Origin of the sequence: Kosmotoga olearia TBF 19.5.1 (genome assembly GCF_000023325.1) — a bacterium.
GTDB classification, from domain to species: Bacteria; Thermotogota; Thermotogae; order Petrotogales; family Kosmotogaceae; genus Kosmotoga; species Kosmotoga olearia.
In genome coordinates this window covers 960,501-982,426 of record NC_012785.1, presented here as the reverse complement: position 1 = coordinate 982,426, position 21,926 = coordinate 960,501, and the positions used below count along the sequence as shown (strand labels likewise).

General features: G+C 41.1%; 19 protein-coding genes. 6 read left to right on the top strand and 13 right to left on the bottom strand.

The window, feature by feature from the left end:
* Positions 1-39: 39 nt before the first annotated feature.
* Positions 40-729, top strand: coding sequence for a hypothetical protein (locus KOLE_RS04680; RefSeq protein ID WP_015868298.1), 690 nt, complete (start codon positions 40-42; stop codon positions 727-729).
* Here the strand turns inward: KOLE_RS04680 and KOLE_RS04675 are convergent.
* From KOLE_RS04675 to KOLE_RS04665, 3 genes are read right to left on the bottom strand one after another with little or no spacing between them, the layout of a single operon-like run.
* Entirely contained in the window at positions 709-1,674 is a 966-nt protein-coding gene (locus KOLE_RS04675; RefSeq protein ID WP_015868297.1) for a D-alanine--D-alanine ligase family protein, read from the bottom strand. The genes KOLE_RS04680 and KOLE_RS04675 overlap by 21 nt on opposite strands.
* Before the next feature lie 13 nt (positions 1,675-1,687).
* Positions 1,688-3,325, bottom strand: a complete 1,638-nt coding sequence (locus KOLE_RS04670) for a methionine synthase (protein WP_015868296.1) — start codon at positions 3,323-3,325, stop codon at positions 1,688-1,690.
* Positions 3,322-4,407, bottom strand: coding sequence for an NAD/NADP-dependent octopine/nopaline dehydrogenase family protein (locus KOLE_RS04665; RefSeq protein WP_015868295.1), 1,086 nt, complete (start codon positions 4,405-4,407; stop codon positions 3,322-3,324). The genes KOLE_RS04670 and KOLE_RS04665 overlap by 4 nt, the downstream gene beginning before the upstream one ends.
* Before the next feature lie 321 nt (positions 4,408-4,728).
* Between KOLE_RS04665 and KOLE_RS04660 the strand changes: the two genes are divergently transcribed.
* Complete coding sequence (locus KOLE_RS04660) at positions 4,729-5,640, top strand: sensor domain-containing diguanylate cyclase (RefSeq protein ID WP_015868294.1); 912 nt, start codon at positions 4,729-4,731, stop codon at positions 5,638-5,640.
* A 1-nt stretch (position 5,641) separates the two neighbouring features.
* Here the strand turns inward: KOLE_RS04660 and KOLE_RS04655 are convergent, their stop codons facing one another.
* On the bottom strand, positions 5,642-7,216 hold the full coding sequence (locus tag KOLE_RS04655) for a DEAD/DEAH box helicase (protein ID WP_015868293.1): 1,575 nt from the start codon (positions 7,214-7,216) through the stop codon (positions 5,642-5,644).
* Positions 7,217-7,689: 473 nt separating this feature from the next.
* On the opposite strand from KOLE_RS04655, the gene KOLE_RS04650 reads away from it, so the two are divergent.
* Both KOLE_RS04650 and KOLE_RS04645 read left to right on the top strand, forming a co-directional pair.
* Complete coding sequence (locus tag KOLE_RS04650; RefSeq protein WP_015868292.1) at positions 7,690-8,136, top strand: type II secretion system protein; 447 nt, start codon at positions 7,690-7,692, stop codon at positions 8,134-8,136.
* A gap of 288 nt (positions 8,137-8,424) precedes the next feature.
* On the top strand, positions 8,425-8,640 hold the full coding sequence (locus KOLE_RS04645; RefSeq protein ID WP_015868291.1) for a heavy-metal-associated domain-containing protein: 216 nt from the start codon (positions 8,425-8,427) through the stop codon (positions 8,638-8,640).
* A 26-nt stretch (positions 8,641-8,666) separates the two neighbouring features.
* On the opposite strand, the gene KOLE_RS11110 is transcribed toward KOLE_RS04645, so the two are convergent.
* Positions 8,667-9,638 carry a coenzyme F420-0:L-glutamate ligase gene (locus tag KOLE_RS11110; protein WP_015868290.1) on the bottom strand — a complete coding sequence of 324 codons (972 nt, stop codon included), beginning with the start codon at positions 9,636-9,638 and terminating at the stop codon, positions 8,667-8,669.
* A gap of 108 nt (positions 9,639-9,746) precedes the next feature.
* Between KOLE_RS11110 and KOLE_RS04635 the strand changes: the two genes are divergently transcribed.
* Complete coding sequence (locus KOLE_RS04635) at positions 9,747-10,703, top strand: pyruvate kinase (RefSeq protein WP_015868289.1); 957 nt, start codon at positions 9,747-9,749, stop codon at positions 10,701-10,703.
* Positions 10,696-12,843 carry a Tex family protein gene (locus KOLE_RS04630; protein ID WP_015868288.1) on the top strand — a complete coding sequence of 716 codons (2,148 nt, stop codon included), beginning with the start codon at positions 10,696-10,698 and terminating at the stop codon, positions 12,841-12,843. Before KOLE_RS04635 ends, KOLE_RS04630 begins: the two co-directional genes overlap by 8 nt.
* Positions 12,844-12,854: 11 nt before the next feature.
* Here the strand turns inward: KOLE_RS04630 and KOLE_RS04625 are convergent, their stop codons facing one another.
* From KOLE_RS04625 to dxr, 8 genes are all read right to left on the bottom strand, one after another.
* The gene (locus KOLE_RS04625) at positions 12,855-14,165 is read right to left on the bottom strand and encodes a HAMP domain-containing sensor histidine kinase (protein ID WP_015868287.1); all 1,311 of its coding nucleotides are present in this window, start codon (positions 14,163-14,165) and stop codon (positions 12,855-12,857) included.
* Positions 14,152-14,817 (bottom strand): response regulator transcription factor, encoded by a 666-nt coding sequence (locus tag KOLE_RS04620; RefSeq protein WP_015868286.1) that lies wholly within the window; start codon positions 14,815-14,817, stop codon positions 14,152-14,154. The genes KOLE_RS04625 and KOLE_RS04620 overlap by 14 nt, the downstream gene beginning before the upstream one ends.
* A 1-nt stretch (position 14,818) precedes the next feature.
* A complete protein-coding gene (locus KOLE_RS04615) occupies positions 14,819-15,712 on the bottom strand; it encodes a DMT family transporter (protein WP_015868285.1) in 894 nt (297 codons plus the stop codon).
* A 134-nt stretch (positions 15,713-15,846) separates the two neighbouring features.
* Positions 15,847-16,923, bottom strand: coding sequence for a DUF4384 domain-containing protein (locus KOLE_RS04610; protein ID WP_015868284.1), 1,077 nt, complete (start codon positions 16,921-16,923; stop codon positions 15,847-15,849).
* Between the two features lie 356 nt (positions 16,924-17,279).
* Positions 17,280-18,251, bottom strand: coding sequence for an L-lactate dehydrogenase (locus KOLE_RS04605; RefSeq protein WP_015868283.1), 972 nt, complete (start codon positions 18,249-18,251; stop codon positions 17,280-17,282).
* Complete coding sequence (ispG, locus tag KOLE_RS04600) at positions 18,248-19,291, bottom strand: flavodoxin-dependent (E)-4-hydroxy-3-methylbut-2-enyl-diphosphate synthase (RefSeq protein WP_015868282.1); 1,044 nt, start codon at positions 19,289-19,291, stop codon at positions 18,248-18,250. Before ispG ends, KOLE_RS04605 begins: the two co-directional genes overlap by 4 nt.
* Positions 19,288-20,802 carry a site-2 protease family protein gene (locus KOLE_RS04595; RefSeq protein WP_015868281.1) on the bottom strand — a complete coding sequence of 505 codons (1,515 nt, stop codon included), beginning with the start codon at positions 20,800-20,802 and terminating at the stop codon, positions 19,288-19,290. The genes ispG and KOLE_RS04595 overlap by 4 nt, the downstream gene beginning before the upstream one ends.
* Complete coding sequence (gene dxr / locus KOLE_RS04590; RefSeq protein ID WP_015868280.1) at positions 20,790-21,923, bottom strand: 1-deoxy-D-xylulose-5-phosphate reductoisomerase; 1,134 nt, start codon at positions 21,921-21,923, stop codon at positions 20,790-20,792. Before dxr ends, KOLE_RS04595 begins: the two co-directional genes overlap by 13 nt.
* Between the last annotated feature and the right edge of the window lie 3 nt (positions 21,924-21,926).

Here is a 21,926-nt window from a genome sequence, read left to right as displayed (position 1 = left end):
CCGGTTTTAGAAAAACTTCTGTCTGAAAAAAAACAAAGATTGGAGATAATTGCTAACGGACTGGCTGGTTTCTATGCGATTCTTTTTGAAAATTTTGGTAAAGAAGAAGCCCGTCAGAGACTTCAGGGGTTCATTAAGAAATTTGAAGGAACCCTGCGTGTGATAAATAGAAGGCAAAAAAGTGAGAATATAGACAAAAAGACGGCAAGAAAAAAGCAGATAGAATATTGTGTTCTCTGGACCACATCGATAGCTGCCCACACCTGGGAGCAAGCCGACGAATTTCTGACAGGATTAAGTGGGAACACCTGTGTTAAAGCCGAAGTAATAGATCTTTCCAGACAAACTGTTGAACTCTATGGAGCCTCTTCAGCCGATGTGGCAAGAGCCTGTTTAGCTTTTCCAGGATTTTTTCCGCTTTTCAAAGGAAAGTACGTGAATACAACATATCTTTCTCAAATACCCGTGTCATTTCTCGAAAATGGTGATACTGTAATCGTTAATCTTCGTGACCCCTCCCGAATTGAATTTGAAAGCGCCAGCGAGATCCTTCTTCAGGCTATGGAATGCAGGATGATAGAGTTCGCAAAGCGTTCACTTGCTTCGAAGGATGTCAGGAAAATAGAAATCAAGACACAGGTACACTGGAAAGATGTTAATGAGTTAGGAGCTTCTCAATGGCCGTTCCTTGAATCTGTGGAATCTTCCTTATCCGAGATTGAGTTTTGAGTTTTCAGAAGACTTCTGGTATCGTGCAATCGCTGCCTCAAGAATTGCGTTAACAAGATCCTCGTACTTCCAGCCAATAGGTGCAAGCATTTTCGTCAGGTCTGAATAAACAGGAACAAGAAGCGGTAGTGAATTAACTTCGATTATATAAAATTCGTTAACTCGCATTCTAACATCGATCCGTGCAAAATCAAAGAGACCTATAGCTTTAAAGGCTCTTTTTGCGTAATTTTCTAACTTCTTTCTCTGGCTTTCTTCCAACCTTGCAGGACAAATGTAGGTCGTTTTTTCCCCATAATGATGTTTCACCCTGTGGGAATAAAAATGTTCCAATCCTTCTGGAAGATTTGAAAAATCGATCTCCAGTATGGGTAAAACTTTCAAATCATTACCATTACCTATAATTCCAACGGTAAATTCTCTTCCGTCTATAAACTCTTCTACGATCGCAGGTTGATTGAATTTGTTCATGATCATCTCAACCTGTTTTTTCAATTCCTTCTGGTTTTTTACAACGGAATCTCTGGAGATGCCAAGAGCACTTCCTTCGCAGGAGGGTTTAACAAAGGCTGGGTAAAAGTCTATTTCAGGAATATTATTCGGGTCATCTATCTTGACGAACCTTGGGGTGGGGATACCGGATTTTTCCAGTATCAGTTTTGTTATGCTTTTATCAATGCATATTGCGTGGACGATCGCCGATGAGCCGGTGAAAGGTACTCCAAGCCTATCTAAAATCGCAGGAGCATGAACCTGTTTGGAAAGTTTTCCACCACCGGTTGAGAGGTTGAAAGCAAAGTCGTATTCTTTCACTGTTTCCATAAATTTTTCGTCTATTGGAAGAGGTTGAGAATCATGCTTCTTAGAAAGAGCCCTGATAACGGCTTCCACCATCCTTTTATCTTCCTCACTCATTGGAAGGTCATAAACAACCGCGACTTTCATCCTATCATCTCCTTCATACTTCAAATCCCAGCGACTTAAGTCTTTGAGCTTCGGAAATCGGTTTTCCCTTTTCATTCACAGCGTAATAAGCACCATTTATTGCTCTTGTACGAAGCTTTCCACAGGCGACTGACATTTTTTTAAGTCCCGGTGCATCGAGTATGCCTGTTTTTATAGCGGCCTGGATGACTTCTGGATCGATTAAAGGATTGTCTGAATCTTTGCCAAGGCTTTCTATCGCTCTAACGATAAGCATTGCTTCTTCCTTTAACTGTTCCTTTCTTTCCTTAACAACTGGATCTGCTTCGAAATCCGGCAATCCTTTCATTGCCTCGAGATACGCTTTTTTCACCATTTTGACGCTTTCAATTATTTCTTTTGAAGTAGCCCTTTTTATGGCTTCAGAGTAGGCAACCACGTGAATTATATGGGGTTTCAGATATGCTGCGGTGAACATGGAAGAAACGAGCTGTCCCATCGCCATATACGGATCGGCGGGAAAAGACATCAATCCTGTTCTCACCATGCGATACGAGATGAAATCATTGTCATGAAGTGATTCGATAAGCTCTTTTTTTGCCAGCATTTTTGCTGTATCCATCTTTGGTGATATCTCGGGGGGAGTATTGAACATATACTGTGCAATGTAGTACTTTACTCCAAGCTTTTTTGCATTGTAAGCTGCGATGTACGCTGTGGCAACTTCCACGGCACCGTGACAGTATCTCAATGCCCATTGATGGGATTCATTTATCTCTACGGGTATTCCCATGGAAGCGTTCCAGCGAATTGCTTCCTGGTTTTCCTTTATAGCTTCAAGGAGGGGTCTATCGGAACGCCTGTCAAGGTCGGAATACCATGTGAGGGGTATCGCTGCCCAGGCATTGTGTATCGTTTCGTGTAGCAAAGCGGAGAATTTGATCAAATTTCTGGTTCCTGAATAGCAACGTAAAAGAGGATAGTTTCCCCTTCTACTTGCCTGGTACATGCGTGTAAAATCATCGCGAGTTCTAAAAGGAGCACCGCCAGCGCCATCCTGTGCTGGATCCATCTCTTCGGGCGTGAAAAAGAATTGCTGGGCGTTTTGATCTGGTGCGAGTGAAATGATATCGAGCAAACCGGATTCCGCTAATTTTTCTATTTCTCTTTCTGTTTCTTGGAGTGTGGGGAGGCCTATGTGGTGTCTTATCAACGGGTAAGGGGATTTGTACTTTATTCGTTCAGTAAGGGTCTGAGGAGGTATCTCATCTTCTTTTTCATCACGCTTTCCTCTTAAGAACATCGCTATCTGATCAATGCTCATGCTTCCATCAAAAACTTTGGAGATAAAAGAAAACTCCCGTGCTACTTTTGCTGTTTCTACAGTTCCACCGAAGATGTATATTTTATTTTGAAGACCGTACCTTTTTATTTCCATCTCAAATTCCTTCAAAAGATTCCGAAGGGCATCCGAATCGAGACGGTAGCTTATTGCCACAATATCTGGGTCAGTTTCGATTATTCCCCCAATGAATTTTTCCAGTGGTACAGCCCCCCCAAGGTATACCGTGTCATATCCTTCTTTGTTTGCTAAATCGAGAAAATTGAGCACACCGGCTACATGAACATCGCTTCCAAGGGCACCTGCGATTATTTTCTTTTTCGACATCATGTATCTCTCCCGTTCTCAACAAAGTTCCATATCTGATCCACGGTCATATTGGCAAGTCCAAGGTGCTCAACCGTTCTTCCGTCTTTCCAGAAATTTCTTCTGAGCGCAAAATTAGCGATGTTGACAATCGAATCGATAGCTGGTGTCGGAATACCGAGGTACTTTCCGAAAGAGCTTATAGGCACGAGACTCATGGGTACATCTTCGAGAATGTACCTATTAGAAAGACTAACGGGTGCAGCTATTCCCTGATATCCTTCATTGTTATGAATTGCGTCGTACAGATCGATACCCTGGACGTCGTAGGCGAAATCGATCCATTCAACAGCCGTCATCGGTTCTGCCCCGAGTGCACGGGCTATCTGGCAACGTTCCTCATCGATTTTTTCCAGAACTCTTGCCACCGAAGGGCTTATTCCCTCAAGGTAAAACTGGAAATTTCCATGCCTTGATTCTACCCAACCAGCGTTCATCAAAAGTGCTCCGGGGTGGAATACGGCTCCTATGTTGTTGAAACTAGTGTAAAGAACATTCGGAGAAACCACGAATTCAGGAAGCACTTTAGGTAGAGTTTCGAAAAGTAGATCGTTTTTAGACGCAGGTAATGCGGCAACAGGAACAGCATTTTTAATTTTAAATATCTTTACTGTTCCCGGCCCCGTGATTCTTGAGGCGAAAACAAAGGTTTGAGCTTCGGCAATAACGATATCTTTCTTGACATTCATCTCGTCTAATACTCTTCTAAACTCCAGTGCACCACCGGTTCTGCCAGGATTAAGGACAATGACCTGACCATCTTCAAGATATGGAGCGACTCTTTTAGCAACGGAAGCATGCGCAAAAGCGGGAACTACCACCATAATTAATTTTCTTCCTTCTATTGCTTTTTCGATGTTTGTTCCAACGTAACTTAGCGTAGCAACGCCACTGGATTCGCCCTCTATTCTGATCTTTCGTGCATAGAGAATTCCGGATATTCTTTTCCGGCTTCGATTAAAAAGAGCAACGTCATGTCCATGCATTGCGAGATAAGCGGCGATAGCCTGTCCACCATTGCCAGCGCCAACAACGCAGATTTTCATGTTGCCACCTCCCATATCCTGGAACCGGTGGAAACTTGAAAAAACTGAATTTAATGGGTAAGAAATAGAATAAAACGAAAGTGAAAACCCGTCAAATCAATTATAACCATAATCTATTAAGAACCGAAGACAATTAAACACACTTGGAAAAGGTACTGAGAAAGAGTTTTTAAACTTTTTTAGGAATGTTGTCGAGAATCTTCTTTATTTCAATTTCAATGGATCGATGAAAGGCAAAAACAATAACCGAAAGGAATAGTGATAGAATAAATTTCGAGAAATATACGACAAACAAAAAATTTTTCAAGAGTGGGTGATAAAATGTCAGGCAATGATCATGATTACAGGCATTGGAGGGGTTTACTTGATGTACTAATCGAAGGAGCTTATATTGTTGATAAGCACAGAAAAATACTTTACTGGAACAAAGCAGCAGAAAAGATAACCAGCTACCGTAAAGATGAAATTCTGGGAAGATCCTGTATGGATAATATCCTTATGCATGTTGACGAAGCGGGAAATAGTCTTTGTAAAGGAGATTGCCCGCTTGCAAAGACACTTAAAGATGGAAAGATTAGAGAAGCAAACGTGTATCTTCACCACAAAGATGGTTACAGAAAACCTGTATGTATCAGAGTGGTTCCACTCAGAAATGACTATGGCGAAATACACGCCGCCCTAGAGCTCTTCAATGACAAAACACCTGAAGAAGCACTTAAACAGAGAATGACTGAACTTGAAAAACTTGCCATGTTTGATGAATTGACGAAACTTCCAAACAGACGTTACGTTGAAGAAAGATTAGAAGATTTCATGAATGATTTCATGAGGCATAAATTGAGATTCGGTGTAATTTTCATGGATATAGATCATTTCAAAAGTTTTAATGACACCTATGGCCATGTCGCAGGCGACAAAGTATTGAAGATCGTGGCTAATACGCTTCTCGGTGCCTCAAGAGTTTCCGATGTTGTCGGTAGATGGGGTGGTGAAGAATTTGTTGCGCTCATCAAAAACGTTAACATGAAAACTATTGAAACAATAGCTGAGAGATATCGCCTACTTGTTGAGAGCTCCAGTTTCGAACTAAATGGAGAAAGTTTGAGTGTAACCATCTCGATTGGAGCTACCCTTGCAAAACAAGGCGACACAAAAGAGAGTATCATAAAGCGTGCCGATGAGCTGATGTATATAAGTAAACAAAGGGGTAGAAACAGGCTTACTATCGGTTAATTCACTTTGCTCTTGCTAATTCGGCAACTATTTTGTTTCCCTTTATCTTGCAGCGATTGAGAGAATCAATAACCAATTCAGCATATCTGCGCTCAACTTCCACATAACTATGCTTACTCAAAAGTTCAATTGAACCTATGCGATCACCGGGAATACCCGCCTCGCCGGTAATTGCTCCAACAATATCTCTAACTCTTATGTTATGCTTACTCCCCGCGCTGACGAACAGCTTTATCATCTCACGGTCACGATTGTTATTCTTAGCCCCAGCCTCATTCTGAGAATAGGCTCTTTTTGACACATTCATTTTTATTAGTGCAGCAGCTATTTCCATTGAGGTGTAACCCCTTGCAATAAGTTCCTCTACAGCAGGAACGTAATCACTTAGATTGCCCTGTTCGAGGATATCATTGATTTCACCAAGAAAGCTTTCCATTCTTTTTGTGTTCACATCCTTTTCTGAGGGCACGTTTAAGGATTTTATCTTGATTTTTGTATAACGTTGTATTTCTCTCAACCTGTGAAGAGAACGACCGTAGGCGAAACTGAAGGCTTTTCCGGTTTTTCCTGCCCTTCCAGTTCTTCCTATTCTGTGAACATAATATTCCTCATCCTGGGGTATATCGTAATTAAAAACTGCCTCGATATCATCAACGTCTATACCACGAGCAGCAACATCGGTGGCTACAAGAACTTTAATCGATTTATTCCTGAAACTGTTCATGACTCTGTTTCTCAATGATTGACTCATATCTCCGTGGAGCCCGTCGACAAGATAACCTTTAGCCTGAAGCATCGGAACAAGTTCATCTACTTTCTTCTTCGTGTTGCAAAAAACCAACGAAAGTTGCGGATTGTAATACTCAATGAGCTTTGAAAGAGCATCAAACTTTCTGGATTCCCCTATTTCAAGATAATATTGTTCTACCGTGGAAACAGTCAATTCTCTATTTATCACCTTTATCAGTTCAGGTTCTTTCTGAAATTCCTGAGCCAGAGCTATAATTGCTTTCGGCATGGTGGCTGAAAACATAGTGATTTGTCGTTCTTTTCCAACATGGCTGAGTATGTACCGTATATCCTCAAGAAACCCCATATTTAGCATCTCATCAGCTTCATCCAGCACTACAAATTTTGTGTCATCGAGCTTGAGCGTCTTTCTTCGCATATGATCCATTATTCTGCCGGGAGTACCAACAACAACTTGAATTCCTTTCTTTAGGGTATTTATCTGCCGTTCTATAGATTGCCCACCGTATATAGCAAGTACTTCTATTTCCTTGCGATTAGAGGCCAACGCAGCTATTTCGCGTGCCACCTGAACAGCCAGTTCCCTTGTTGGGCAGAGAATAAGCGCTTGTACTTTTTTTGATGAGTAATCCAGCATTTCAAGAAGAGGTATTCCAAAAGCGGCTGTCTTACCGGTTCCGGTATGTGCCTGGCCAATTATATCTCTTCCATTTAAAATCACCGGTATTGCTTTAGATTGTATCGGAGTAGGTTCTACAAACCCCACTTTTTCAATGGAGTTCAACATCTTTCGGGATAAACCCATTTCACTAAAATTCATACTCATTCGTCATATCCTTTCAAATAGATTCCATAAATTATATACTTTGATAAAGGTTCATTTATCACAAATGATGTCAGTGAGGTAAATTTCTCTCTGGCTGTAAAGAGTAAAAAGCAGCTGCTCTACCCAGACCCGATACCCGCTCTTCTACTCTTCCCGCCGCAGACACGTGTCACCGACAGAATTAATCGTTTCCTCGGCGAAGTCAGTCGCGTCGATCTCGAACATCGGATTCTCGTGTTTTTTGTCGCAAACGTCACTCTACCAATTGACAGCCTTTGCAAACGTCTATTGTTTCCCACTCCGAAGGAGTGCTTACCAGATCTTTTTCGTTGTTACTATTATTATAAATGCGTTTGTTAGTTAAACTAACTATCCATCAATCGATTTCTCATGTAACATCATTGCTCCTTGCTTCTTTACAAAACGATTGTATAATTTAGAGTACCTCAGAACACTATTGCGGGAGGGATTATATGTTTACCAGAAGAAGGGGGTTTACTTTCATAGAGCTGCTTATAGTCCTTGCTGTTATAGCGGCGCTTCTTGCCAGTATTACACCTGTTGCCATGAATGCGATAAGAAAAGCCAAGGCGATTCAGGTGGCATTTAATCTCAAAGTTCTTGCCGGGGGTATTCAGAACAAACTATTGTTAGATCGCGAGCTGCCTTCCAATATTTCTGAAATTGGTAGGGACATAGATACACAAAATTACGGAATAGCTTATACTTCTTCTGGCGGTCATTATGTCATTGTGGTTTTTACAACCGAAGAGGTGAAATTTGACACCGTTCACGAGATACTTCCGGCTTCGAGCGATTCCACCGCGATAATTCCTGCTGGTGCGGATTATCTGGCCGGAGGACTTCAGAATGCGAACAATGCTACTGTTCTTTATCGTATAGAATTTGATATTTATTAATCTCTTTTGCAAAAATCAGAGCAGCCTCTTGTGAGGCTGCTCTGACGCTTCGTGATGGGGAAATCTTTCGAACAGGGGTGGGGTTAGCACGTTGTATTTAATCGAGGCTTCCTTATTGTTCTCCCAAGTGTATCTCTATCATACTTCCATTCTTTAGAAAAAGCTTTAAAGCTCGTTGAATATCTATTACGCATTGATTTATTTATTGACAACTTGATTAATCCGCATGTTGACGAAAAGCGCGAAAGATGAGAATATTATAGTGAGACCAATATTTGGGGTGATACGATGCGAATGGTACTCACAATTGAAGGTATGAGTGATGATGGGTCCGTTGATTCTGTACGGCGAGTAATCAAATCTGTTCTTGGCAGGGAAGTTAAAAGCGTTGAATTCTCTTCAGGAAAGGTTATTGTGGAAGCAGATTCTCTTGAAATCGTTGAGAATCTTGAGGAGAAACTTTCAGCAAAGGGATATCGGATAATCAAAGTTGAAAGCTATTAAAAAGGCGGGTTTTGAGCCCCGCCGTTTTAATTTTCTTCATCTTTTGGCCATTTTTGAAAGGTAAAAAAATTGACTATGCGAAACCAGACAGTTGTTAATATCGTTAGAACACTTGATCTAAAAGCCATACTCTTCGGATAAGCTATTAACTCCATACCTTTAGGTTCTTCATCTTCTCTTTCTGGCTCGTAATCATATCCTCTGATAAGTGTCGCAGGAGTACTTTCGTTCATCTGTCCCATGACAAGTCCTGCAATTCCAGCCATAGAATCAATAACAAGGTCGTTTCCTCCAAGATGAGGCTCTCCAAAAAGATCTTCCTTACCGCTTTTTCTTGTAATTGGGTCAATACCAGAATAACCTATGGCAATGTCTTGCGATCCCATTCTTCCTAACACGGAAACGGTATCGGTGATAATCACAGCAACTTCTTTACCGGTTAAATCCATGATTTCTTTTCGAATTCTTTTAGCGCTGGCACAAGGGTCCTTAGGTAGTAGCGTTACATAATCTGGTGGAGAATTGGAAAAATCTATACCAGCGTCATCGAGATAAGCTGCGTGGTTATTGACAACAAAAACATATGTTGATATATCGAGCGCTTGGCGTGTACCTTCGGGGTTAGCCGAAAACTGGAGCATTCGCTTCCATATAGCGGGGTTTTTCGCAATTTTTTTGAAAGGTATAACAGCCAGAACCTTTCCTTCACGCATTATCAGTTCAACCTCACGGGGATCTTTATGGAAAAGTTTGCCAAGAATCTTCGCTTTTCTCGAGGGAGTCACTGTACTCAAATTGATTGTTCTACCATCGAAGAGCGAGACTAATTTTGAAGTGAGTACAAAAACATCCTTATCCTGAACCTCTATTCCTTTTTCTTTAAGGGCATTAACAAGATATTCTCCAGCTGTAGTTCTTCGAGCCTCCTCGGGTACGATAGCCTTCGAAACACTTATCGGTATAACCCTGAGTTCTCCTTTTACAGTTTGTTCTGACACATATGTGCCTCCTTTCAAATCTCGCTTTTTCTTTTTTTTATTATATCACCGGAACATATTGAAGATATGTTCAATCTAAGGGGGTATAATTTTTGCGAGGTGATAGAATTGAATTTTAAAATTTTTGCTACTATAAAGGACTTTTCAATTGCCCGAGAGCTGCTGAATGCTGGAGTAACTGCTTTCAGGGTTAATTCTTCACATATGGAGATTGGTGAGTTAATAGAGTTTTTAGAAGAATACCAGTTCCATTTCTACAACATCCCGCTCTATATCGATCTTAAAGGTAGCAAAAAAAGACTTCGAAAAGATCAACGAACCGTTGAACTTATTCCGGGGGAAAAGATTGTTTTTGCTACAAGTGAAAGCCCGGAAATAAAAACCCTTTTAGTAGAACCTGCTGTATTGAAACTTCTTTCCCCGAACCTGAATGTTTCCCTAAATGATGGAAAGATAAAGTTGAAGATTCTCGATAACGATGGAAATAGAGCCTATGCAATAGTACTGAAAGCTGGAAGAGTCCATGGAGCTAAGGGAATAAACTTTGAATTCCTTTCGGATAAAAATTTCAGATCTTTTTCTTTAACCGAGAAGGACGTGGAAATAATCTCAAAAACACGTGATTATCCCTTTGTGAGATACGCATTATCCTTTGTTAGTTCTCCTGAACAGATAAAAAATCTAAGAGCAATTTCACGAAGGTATGTGGCTGCTAAGATAGAAAATTATTTGGATTTGGATAAACTGAAGGAAATTTCAAGTGAAACCGACGAAATGTGGTTTTGTCGGGGTGATCTTGGAGCACATCTTGGAATGAGGGGACTTGCAAAATTCTATGGTGAATTTGTGAAATCTATGCGGGATTTTACCTGCCCTGTCTTCATGGCAGGTGAGGTTATGGAACACATGGTAGACAATCCCCGACCAACGAGAAGCGAAATTTGTCACCTTTATGACCTGATAGAACACGGTTTTTCAGGCATAGTACTTTCCAATGAAACAGTATCCGGGAATTTCCCAATTGAAGTAGTTAAGGTTGTCAGGGAGGTTATCAGCGGTGATTGATTTTACAGTAGAGATAGCGAAAAAACTTGGTTTGCCAACATGGAAGGTCAAAAACTCCATTGAACTCCTTGAAGAAGGAAAGACAATTCCTTTTATTGCAAGATATCGAAAAGAGAAAACAGGAGAATTGAATGAAATTCAGATTAGGGAAATCGCTGATATGCTGGAGTATCTTAAAAAGCTGGAAACAAGGAAAGAGGAAGTTTTAAGATTAATAAGTGAAAAAGGCAAACTGACTCCAGAGCTTGAAAAGGCGATAAAAACCTCTGAAAGCCTTCAGGAAGTGGAAGATTTGTATCTTCCCTATAAAACCCGAAAGAAGACAAAAGCTGACATGGCGAGGGAAAAAGGGCTTGAACCGCTTGCTGAATTCCTTTTATCGGCGAAATCTCGTGATGACAACTTCGTTCAAAGCTTTATATCGGAGGAAAAGGGGATAGTGTCTATCGAGGAAGCTTTGGTAGGCGCGAAGGATATTATAGCGGAAAAGATATCTCACAATGTTGAAATAAGAGTTTTTTTACGAACGTTGTTCAGTGAAAAAGGAATAGTGAAATGCTTACGAGGGGACGCCGAAGACCCGAAAGGCATTTATCGAGACTATTATGAGTTTTCGCAACCTATTAAAAAAATCCCTTCACATAGAATTCTCGCCATATTTAGAGGAGAACGGGAAAAAGTTCTAAAAGTTACTCTGTCACTTCCCTTCGACCCTGGCTCTTCGCTTCAAAAGAAACTTGGAATTTCCTCTTCTTTAGCGTATTTTTCCGAACTTCTGGAAGCGTTGAAAGACTCTTATGAAAGGCTGTTGAAACCATCTATCGAGCGAGAAGTCAGGAGTGATCTAAAGGTTTCTGCCGAAGACAGGGCGATCAAAGTTTTCGCAAAGAATTTGAGAAACCTCTTGCTGCAACCACCGATGGGCGAAAAGGTTGTTATGGGAATTGATCCTGGCTACCGTACAGGTTGTAAGATAGCGGTGGTTGGAAAAGATAGCTCAGTTCTTTACCACGATACTATTTATCCGACACCACCGCGAAATGATAAAAAATCCGCGCAGATGAAAGTGGCTAATGCGGTAAGACTGCTTGGAGTAGAGATAATAGCCATTGGAAATGGAACCGCTTCACGTGAAACTGCGAGTTTTGTGGCTGAAACCATTAGAACCTGCAATCTGAATTGTAAATTCATGATCGTTTCCGAAGCCGGAGCATCTGTATATTCGGCGTCCAAGACGGCTACTGAGGAACTCCCAGAATATGATGTAACTACCCGTGGTGCAATTTCAATCGCGAGAAGGGTTCAGGATCCCCTTGCCGAGTATGTGAAAATCCCGCCTGAATCGATAGGTGTGGGAATGTACCAACACGATGTGTCGAGAAAAAACTTAAAAAAAGCACTCGATAGAGAAGTGGAATCTGTGGTCAACTACGTGGGAGTTAACCTTAACACCGCTTCAGAACATTTACTGAAGTACATATCCGGCCTAAATGCGAGAATGGCAAGAAACATTGTTGAGTACAGAAAACAGGTTGGACTTTTCAAAAAGAGGGAAGACCTATTGAAAGTCAAAGGAATCGGTAACAAGGCATTTGAGCAGGCTGCTGGATTCTGCAGGATAATAGATGGTGAGGAACCTTTAGATAACACCATTGTTCATCCTGAATCCTATCATATTGCCCGTGAAGTATTGAAAGAAGTAGGAATTCTCCCGGAAGAAATAATCCGGAAACGTGAAGAGTTAAGAGGAAAACTGGAAGAATTCGATATAGAAAGTTTCGTAAAAAAAGCGGGGTTCAATCCCATTACTGTAAAAGAGGTAGTAAAAGCATTAAAGAATCCCGGGCTTGATCCACGGGACGAATTGCCAAAACCCATACTGCACGATGATGTTCTTTCAATAGAAGACTTAAGACCTGATATGGAACTTGAGGGTACCGTAAGGAACGTAGTGGATTTTGGAGCTTTTGTCGATATCGGCGTCAAGCAGGACGGATTGATCCATAAAACAAGAATGGGAAAAAATGTTTGCGATCCTCTCGAAGTTCTGTCTGTTGGACAGATTGTAAAAGTAAAAGTTCTGAGTATTGACCTCGAAAGGGAAAGAATCGCCCTTGAACTCGTAGAAAAACGTTTTTGATTTTACCGTTGTTATGATAATTTCCAGCCTGTTATTACGAAACTTGCGCCACCATCAGGTGGATCCTCAACCTTTACGGTTAATCCCAACGTATCACAGATCTTTTTGAAAATTGATAAACCAAGGCCATGTCCAGAACCGCTTCTTGAGCGTTCTGCCTTGAAAAATCTGTCAAATATTTTATCCTTAATTTCATCTGGTATCCCGGGACCATAATCCCTAACATATAAAGCCTTTCTTTCGCTATCCCAACCAATTTCCACTGGCTTACCTTCGCCGTGTTTTGCCGCATTCTCCAGGAGTATCTTTATAGCTATGGAAAGCAGGCTTTCATCGGTTTTTACATTTAAATCGGGCACGACGTTTTTTATCTTTATTCCATAAATTCTAGTGATATCCGAAACGTTTCTTTCTACCAGGGTCCTCAGATTCAAAATTTCCAGATTTGGTGAAAGGTTTGGTTTCGAAAGAAATAGCAAACCTTCAGTAAGGGTAAGCATCTTTGCAGCTGTTTCTGCTATATTTTTCGCTGATTCTTCAACGATTTCTGGGTCTCTTGCTCCCCAACGCTGTATCATTCGTGAAAAACCAAGTATAGCAGTTAATGGGGAACGTATCTCGTGGGCTACATCAGAGGAAAACTGCTCCTGCCTTTTATAACCATCTTCTATCCTGTCCAATGCTGAATTTATCGCCTGAGTAAGTTCCAATATCTCTTTCGTGTTAGAGTCAACAGATATTCTCTTTGAAAGATCACTCACCACAACTTCTTTTAAGAGTTCCATCGTTCTTTTAAGTGGTGTCGATATCTTGGAGCTTATATAATATCCCACAATGCCTGAAAGAATCAGCGATAACATAATGGCAACAATAAAAGCTTTTTTCAAGCCACCAAGCAGAAAATCGTATTCAGCAGTTCTTATGCCCAAAAGCACCTTTTTTCCGGAATCTATAAATCCATAGAACAGGTAGGTATTTCCATCTATTTTTAGGAGTTTTCGTCCTTCAAAAAAATCCGGTGCTGGTATTCCATCCGGGTTTTGAAGTACACTATCATCAACCATAATAAAAAGACTTTTTGAAATCCTGCTTTGTGGTCCACCCGACATTCCGCGTGGCCCTGATGCTATACCATGCCTTTGGGCATTAAAGTTGAAGAAATTTCTAAAATTCTTCTCCAGCTCGGTAGCGTAATTTCGTACAAACAGCTCGGATGAAAGACTATAAACAAAAAGGGCAAAGAAAACCATGACGAGCACGGTTATCATAACAATACTGATAAATAACTGAAGTGAAAATGGTATGGATTTACTCCTTCGCAACGTAACCAACACCTCTTACCGTTTTTATGATCTTCCCCGCTGATCCAAGTTTCTTTCGCAGATAATTTATGTACACTTCCACAACGTTAGGATTCCCCCATTCTTCCGTTCCCCATACCAGCTCTAACAGCCTATCTTTTGACATAACGATTCCTGCATTCGTAAGAAGGACTTTTAGCAAATCAAACTCTGTCCTACTAAGCTCGACAGGTTCACCATTAACCTTTACCTCTCTGGAAGAGAGGTTCATTTCTATATTACCGTATAAAATTTTTTCTGAATAGCCCTTTCTTCTCAGGACTGCTTCCAGTCTGGCCAAAAGCTCTTCAATGTGGAAAGGTTTTACTATGTAATCATCAGCACCACTTTTCAATCCCCTGACCCGATCTTCCAGCTCTCCTCGAGCTGTCAACATAATTACTGGAAGCTCCGTTGAAAAGTCTTCCCGGATTCTTTCTAACACGGTAAAACCATTCATCTCCGGCAACATCACATCCAGCAAAACAACATCTGGAAGCTCCTTTTCAAGTTCGTCGAGAGCTTGTGGACCGGTAACGGCTGTTTTTACTTCATAGCCTTCGTGTTCGAGTTCCAGCTGAATGAATTTTCTTATGTGAGGATCATCCTCTACGAGAAGCACTTTTGCTTTCAAGTTATCCCACCTCACTTTCCTGTTCTTTTTCTTTAATCGTTGACAAACTTCCAAGAATTATCCCGACGACCATCATTATCAACCCAAGTCCTTCAATCATTGTGATTTTTTCCCCCAGCAAGATAACTGCAAAAAGTAGTGCAAAAGCGGGCTCACCAACGTAAACTAACGATGAACCGAGAGAGCCTACATACTTCTGATACTTCAATTGAATAGCTATGGCAAAAATTGTAGCAAAAATAGCGGCAAAAACGGCTGTAAAAAATATTTCCCGGTTCAAAATCACTTTACCTGGAATAACCGGTATCAAAATAACGTTAACCAGCATAACTGTTACAAGCTGTGGTAAGAGGAGAGAAAGTTCAGATTCATTTTCCCGGGTGAAATGTGTTATGAAAAGGACATGCAAAGCATACGATATTGCACATAACAGAGTCAGAAAATCGCCTAAATTAAAACCGCCACCGGCTGGACTCGTGAGGAAATAAAGTGCCATGATAGAAATTCCAAGCGCCACAATTTGTAAGAATGTAGGAGCTTTTCTTTCTAAAAAAGGAGCCATAATAGCCACCAATCCAACATACAAAGCTGTTATGAAGGCACTTTTGGACGCTGTTGTATAAACTAACCCCCACGTTTGAAAAACATATCCACCAGAGAGAAATAATCCAAGAATTACTCCATGAAATAATTCTTCTTTTAAAGAGCTGAAGAAGTTTTTCCTAAAAGCCTTAAAAGGAATCAAGAAAATGATAGCCATAAAAAAACGTAAAGCATTGTAAAAAGCCGGCGATAATGAGTTTATAAGAATAACTTTCTGCAGCGGAAAAGTTAGTCCCCAGAAAACCACGACAAGAAGTAGATAGATATTCGCCAGAATTTTCTTACTTAGCACAATTATGTATTCCCTCCCGCAATACCTCAGAAAAGTCTAAGATTACTATCATATTACATACACAAAGCTTGACTAACCATGATTCTTGTGGTATAATTTAAAACAGAGGCGCGAAAAAAAGCGCCTCTAATTTTTTATTGTGATAGTATAATCAGTAATGCTATGATACTGACCGCGATGCCCATAACCAAAATCATTGTATTTATTTCTTTTCTTATCTCTTCTTCAGTCTTGGGAACAAGCTGAACATCGATTGTGCTTACTTCACCTTCATCTACATATACTTCTTGCGTAACAGAGTGATACTTCCATTTTGAAACTCTAACCGATCTATACCCAACCCTGGCAAAATCGTGATAGGGGGTTTTTCCAACATATTTTCCATCAACGTAAACATTCGCGCCAACAGGGTCGGAGAAAACATCTATGAACCCATAAGGATAGGTTGGAAATAACTGAAAATCAAATTGCCTCGAAACAGCACTTACATTTATGACATCCGGACCGTAAGCGAGTTCCTTGTCGTTGAACATGTAAACACTGTGTTTTCCTTCCTCAAGTTTCAATTCGACCGGAGCGATTCCAGAATAAAGTCCATCGACATAAACTTTTGTGTTCGGGCGATCGGAATCTAACCTCACACGCTGGAGGTTCGGAAGGTAGTTGATATAATGATATGTTGCAGCAACAGTCCAAGGAACGTTGTCAAGCGAACGAGTAACCGTAGGGACGAAAGCAGTTACATCGCTCAAGAAATAAGTAAAAATTGAATATTGTAATCGTATAAAAACAGGATCCAGAAAATACAATGGTTCTGTTGACGCTATTAATATGAACACTTCCTTGCCTGTGATATCTCCAGTTAACAAGCGATACTCTGAAGAGGTCCCTGGAAGCGTGTATTCAACATCTGCTTGAATAAAATTATCCTTCTCGAATTTATTCGGAAACAGAACTTTTATTTTCCCATTCGGAAGGATGTCGAGAATGGTTACGTAAGCATCTTTGTTTGTCTTAAAATGAATTACCATCTCTTCACCAGAAAGATACATTGAACCAGTAGGTTTGTTAGTCCATAATAGTGCTTTTAAGTCGCTTTCTGGTGGAACAAGTCTGATATTTTCAGGTTCGTATTGTATGCCAGCATAAGCGAATAGTACCCCTGAGAAAAATAGGATCATCGCAAAGAATGAAAAAGAACTTTTACTCACCCAAATCCCTCCTTGGTTCATGTGATGAAAAAGATACTTCAAGAACCGAGAGTCCGGGGATCCGAGAGTCCGAGAAAGCCGCTACGCGGCAGAGACGAATCCCTTCGGGATTGATACGACCGGCTTCGCCGGTGGTGCGAACTCCTTCGGAGTTGTTACGAACTGCTTCGCAGTTGACACGCACCTGCGGCGGGTTAAAAGATATTTTATTCCGGTTCGAAGAGCCGCATGGCCGTGACGAAGTCACGCACAGCCTGGGCAAAGCCCAGCACAACCGCTGCGAAGCAGCGCACAGCGTCTGCAAACCTCAACCTCGTGAGCGTCCGGAGCGCAGCTCCGCACTTCAAGCGTAGCTGCTATCTCGGATTCTCGGCTCTCGGCTCTCGATTCTCTAATATGCTTTCTATAGCAGCTTTTATAACTTTCGCGGAATTTTCTAATCCTTTCAATTCATCGTCCGAGAGTTTTAAAGGAAGGATTCTTTCTATTCCTTTTTTACCCAGAACACTGGGAACACTAAAAGGAACATCCCGCATTCCTCTAAACTCTTCATGGACACTGGATACCGTTAAGACAGAATGATGATCTCCAGCGATAGTTTCAAGAATTCTTGCCACAGCAAGGCCGATACCATAGTATGTAGCGCCTTTCTTTTCAATGATTTTATAAGCAGCATCACGGGTATTCTCGAATATTCTTTCGAACACCTTATCTCTTTCGCACCCTTTAGCCAAGCAGCCATTGCAGAATTCTTTTATTGGAACTCCTCCCACATTCGCCGTGGACCAACTGGCGATTTCACTATCCCCATGTTCTCCTATAATATAGGCATGTACACTTCTCGGGTCAAGTTTGCAATGATCTGCTATATTCTGTCTGAGCCTTGCCGTATCAAGTGTCGTACCTGAACCGATAATTCGTTCTCTTGGTAGCCCGGATTTCTTCCACGCTACCCACGTAAGCACATCTACGGGATTTGAGACCATCAGTATTATCGGATTTTCGGAATATTTGAGACAGCTTTCAACTATCGAAGAGATGATCTTCGCATTACTTTTAAGAAGCTGTAATCTCGTTTCACCAGGTTTTTGAGCTCTACCGGCAGTGATAACGACAACATCGGAATTTTTCGTTAAACTGTAATCATTGCCGCCTTTTATCCTTACAGGATGAACATAGGGAGCTCCATGACTCAAGTCGAGAGCCTGACCTTCCGCTAAATCACCGTTTATATCCACGATGCTTATTTCCCTTGCTACCCCTTTTATCATCGTTGCATAGGCGATTGACGATCCAACCATTCCCGCACCAATTATGGATACCTTCATGTTTTTTTCCTCCCCAATAAATTCTCCAGGTGAAAGAAGAACCTTTCCTTTAGTTTACCTTTTTCCACCTGTTCCACGATTTTCCCCTTAATGAATATAACGGCTTGATCTTTTGTTCCTGTCACACCTATATCCGCATGTTTTCCTTCGCCGATACCATTTACAACACAACCCATGACAGCTACTGTGAGTTCCTCATCTATTCCTTCCAGCCATTCTGTTACTTCTTTTGCAAGAACTTCTACCTCTATCTCGGTACGCGCGCAGGTGGGACAGGCAATCACCTGCGGCCCTTTCAACTTACCAAGTGATTTAAGGATTTCTTTTGCTATGAGAACTTCCTTTATCGGATCCCCAGCCATAGAAACTCTTATAGTGTCTCCAATTCCTTTGATGAGCAATGCCCCAATCCCTATGGATGATTTCACGATCGCGCTCTCACCAACACCGGCTTCAGTAACACCTATATGAAGTGGATAATCAACTTTAGAGTGGATATAAACATTCGCCTCGATAGTTTCCATGACAGATGAAGACTTTGCGGAGATGACTATTCTATCAAACCCCATGGATTCAAGAATTCTCACTTCTTCCAGGGCACTTTCGGCAAGAGCTTCAGCTTTTTGAAGATGAGTGTAACCTTTTTTTATGGACCCGGAATTCGCCCCTACCCTTATGGGAACGCCATATTCTTTTGCTACCCTAACAACTTCCCTGACCTTCCAGTCAGCACCTATGTTTCCCGGATTTATTCGAATCTTGGAGGCACCGGCTTTTATAGATTCTATGGCGAGACGATAGTCAAAATGGATATCGGCAACAATCGGGATCTTTACGTTCTTAACTATCTCTTTCAGGCTTTTTATACTCTCAAAATCCGGGACAGATACTCTGACTATCCCGCATCCAGCTGATGAGAGAGCTCTTATTTGCGAGATAGTGGCATTTACGTCTGCGGTCTTGGTATTTGTCATAGATTGAATTACGATAGGGTTATTTCCGCCTATTTCAACATTCCCAATTTTTATTATTCTGCTCACAGAAATCTTCCTATATCTATAAAGGTTATGTAGATTAAAATTCCCATAATTATTATAAACCCGATTGTGTGAATATAACCTTCTACCTTTGGATCAATTCTTTTTCTAGTAACCATTTCAACGAACGCCAGAACCATTCTCCCACCATCGAGAGCTGGAAGGGGAAGCAGGTTTATGACACCTATGTTCAGGGTAATGAATCCAACAAGGATTAGGATGGTTTTTAACCCCGCTTTTGTTGCCTGACTGACAAGGGTAACCATTCCGATAGGTCCTGAAAACTCATTCAGACTGGTCCCACCGGTGAATAACCGTGAAAGTATCTTGACCATTGAGAATAAAAGCTCGTTAGCCCATTTGAAACCCAAAGAAAAGGCATGAAATACATTTTTGGGATACCAGTAAGAATAACCAAGCTGGAAAACATTGGGTTCTTTCATCAGATTGGTTATTTCAGTTTTACTTGTTTCCAGCGTTAGTTCTTTACCATTGCGAAGAACCTTAATGGTCAATTCATCCGGTAATCCTCTACCAAACCATTCCATTTTATTCCCTGAAAGGTGGATGAAAAGCTGATTTTCATTCAAACCTATTATTTGAGCCAGCCTTGATAGATCAACTCCATTTTCGAGTTTCATGCCGTTGACTTCGAGAATTCTGTCACCAGCCTTAAATCTTCCAAAGTCCTTGTTCAGAACAGGCTCGAAATTGCTGTAATATATTCCAATTGCATACCTCTCTTTGGTAACCGAAACACCTTCAATTACCCCGGAAAGCTGAGTACCATCTTTAAAGGTTATCTTGATGGTATTCTCAGGAGTTAAAACGCTGGAGAAATCGCTGTATTTCCCATCAAAAGGTACTCCGTTGAATAATTCGATAATACTTCCTTCTTCTGGTATCATCTCAGCATCTTTGATCACGAGAATAGCTTCTTCGGGAAAGAGAGCTGGCTTCACGTTCAGTTGAAGTTCTTTTCCGTCTCTTTCGATTGTTAGAGTCAACTCTTTACCTTTCGAAATGAGATCACTGAGAGTATTTTCCTGAATCAGGACCCTGCCGTTAACCTCAAGAATTCTATCTCCAGCCTCTAAACCGGCGTAATATGCCGGAGTACCTGGTTCCACCTGTTCGATACGAACTTCAGGGAAACCCCAGAACGCCCCAACAAGAGCGAATATAATAAATCCAGCTATTATCGAAAATAACGGTCCGGCAAAAGCTATCAGGAAACGTTGCCATGAGGGTTTGTTGGAAAAAAGCTCGTCTTCGGGAATTTCTTCAGAAAGTTCTCCAAAATCTTCACCAGCAAGTTTCACATATCCTCCTAGAGGAAGAACGTTTATTCTGAATTCTGTTTTTTTGCCTTTTTTAGAAAAAATTCTGGGGCCAAATCCAACAGCAAATTCTAAGGCCCTAACACCAAAAATCCTTGCGAAAAGATAATGTCCGAACTCATGAACAACGACTATCGCCGTCAGTATAAGAAAAAAGTAAACTAACGTGAGCATTTTCTCACCTCTTCCTGTGCAATTTTTCTTGCCAATACATCGATAGCCTGAACCTCTTCGAAGTCTTTAGGACTTATCGGTTCAATACGCTCGATAGTTTTTTCAATTATCCTATAAATGCTACCAAAAGAAATTCTACCCTCCACAAAGTTTTTGACTGCTATTTCATCAGCAGCGTTGAACGCGATTTGTTTCGACGGTATCCCGATAATTTCACGTGCTAGTTTCAAAGCCGGATATCTTCGATAATCGATTTCCTCCAGAGAAAGGGAATAATCCAGAGGAGAAGCCGTGAAGTCTTTCAGTGCAGCCCTTTGGGGATAAGTTAAAGAATAAGCTATCGGAATTCTCATGTCCGGTTTGCCGATGTGAAGTTTTATTGTTCCGTCTGAGTAGATTACTCCGGCATGGATTGCGCTATTCTTGCAAACATATGTCAAAATGTCTTTTTCATCATAGGAAAAGAGATAATGGGCTTCTATAATCTCAAGTCCTTTGTTCACCATAGTAGCACTATCAACAGTTATTCTAACCCCCATAGACCAGACAGGGTGATTCAAAACATCTTTCAGTGTAACTTCATTGATTCTATCGAGCGGATAATCTCTGAGTGCACCACCTGAAGCGGTGATGAATATTTTCTCTGGTCGAACATCGCCTCGAAGCAACTGAAAGAGCGCACTGTGTTCACTATCAACAGGAATAATTTCTGCCGAATACCGCTTTGCCTTTTCCAGCAGAAGTTTTCCACCACAAACGATGGACTCTTTATTAGCAAGACAGAGCCGTTTAGAATGCTCAATCGCCTTGAGACTGTATCTCAACCCTATCGCGCCGCTGGCCGCAAGAACTGTGTAATCAGGTTTGGCTATCTCCAGCATCTCTTCAATTCCTTCAGCACCATAAAAAAACTTCACAGATGGAAAATTAACTTCTAGCTCTCTATTTGGCTCAAGCATAGCAGCGTATTCTGGAGAAAATTCGTGGAGTTGTCTTTCAAAAAGTGAAAAGTTGTGGCCACAAGCCATGGCCACAACTCTAAAATTATCAAGTTTTCTAATCACTTCAAGTGTTTGAGTTCCAATGGAACCTGTGGAACCTACTATCGCTATTTTCTTCAAGAG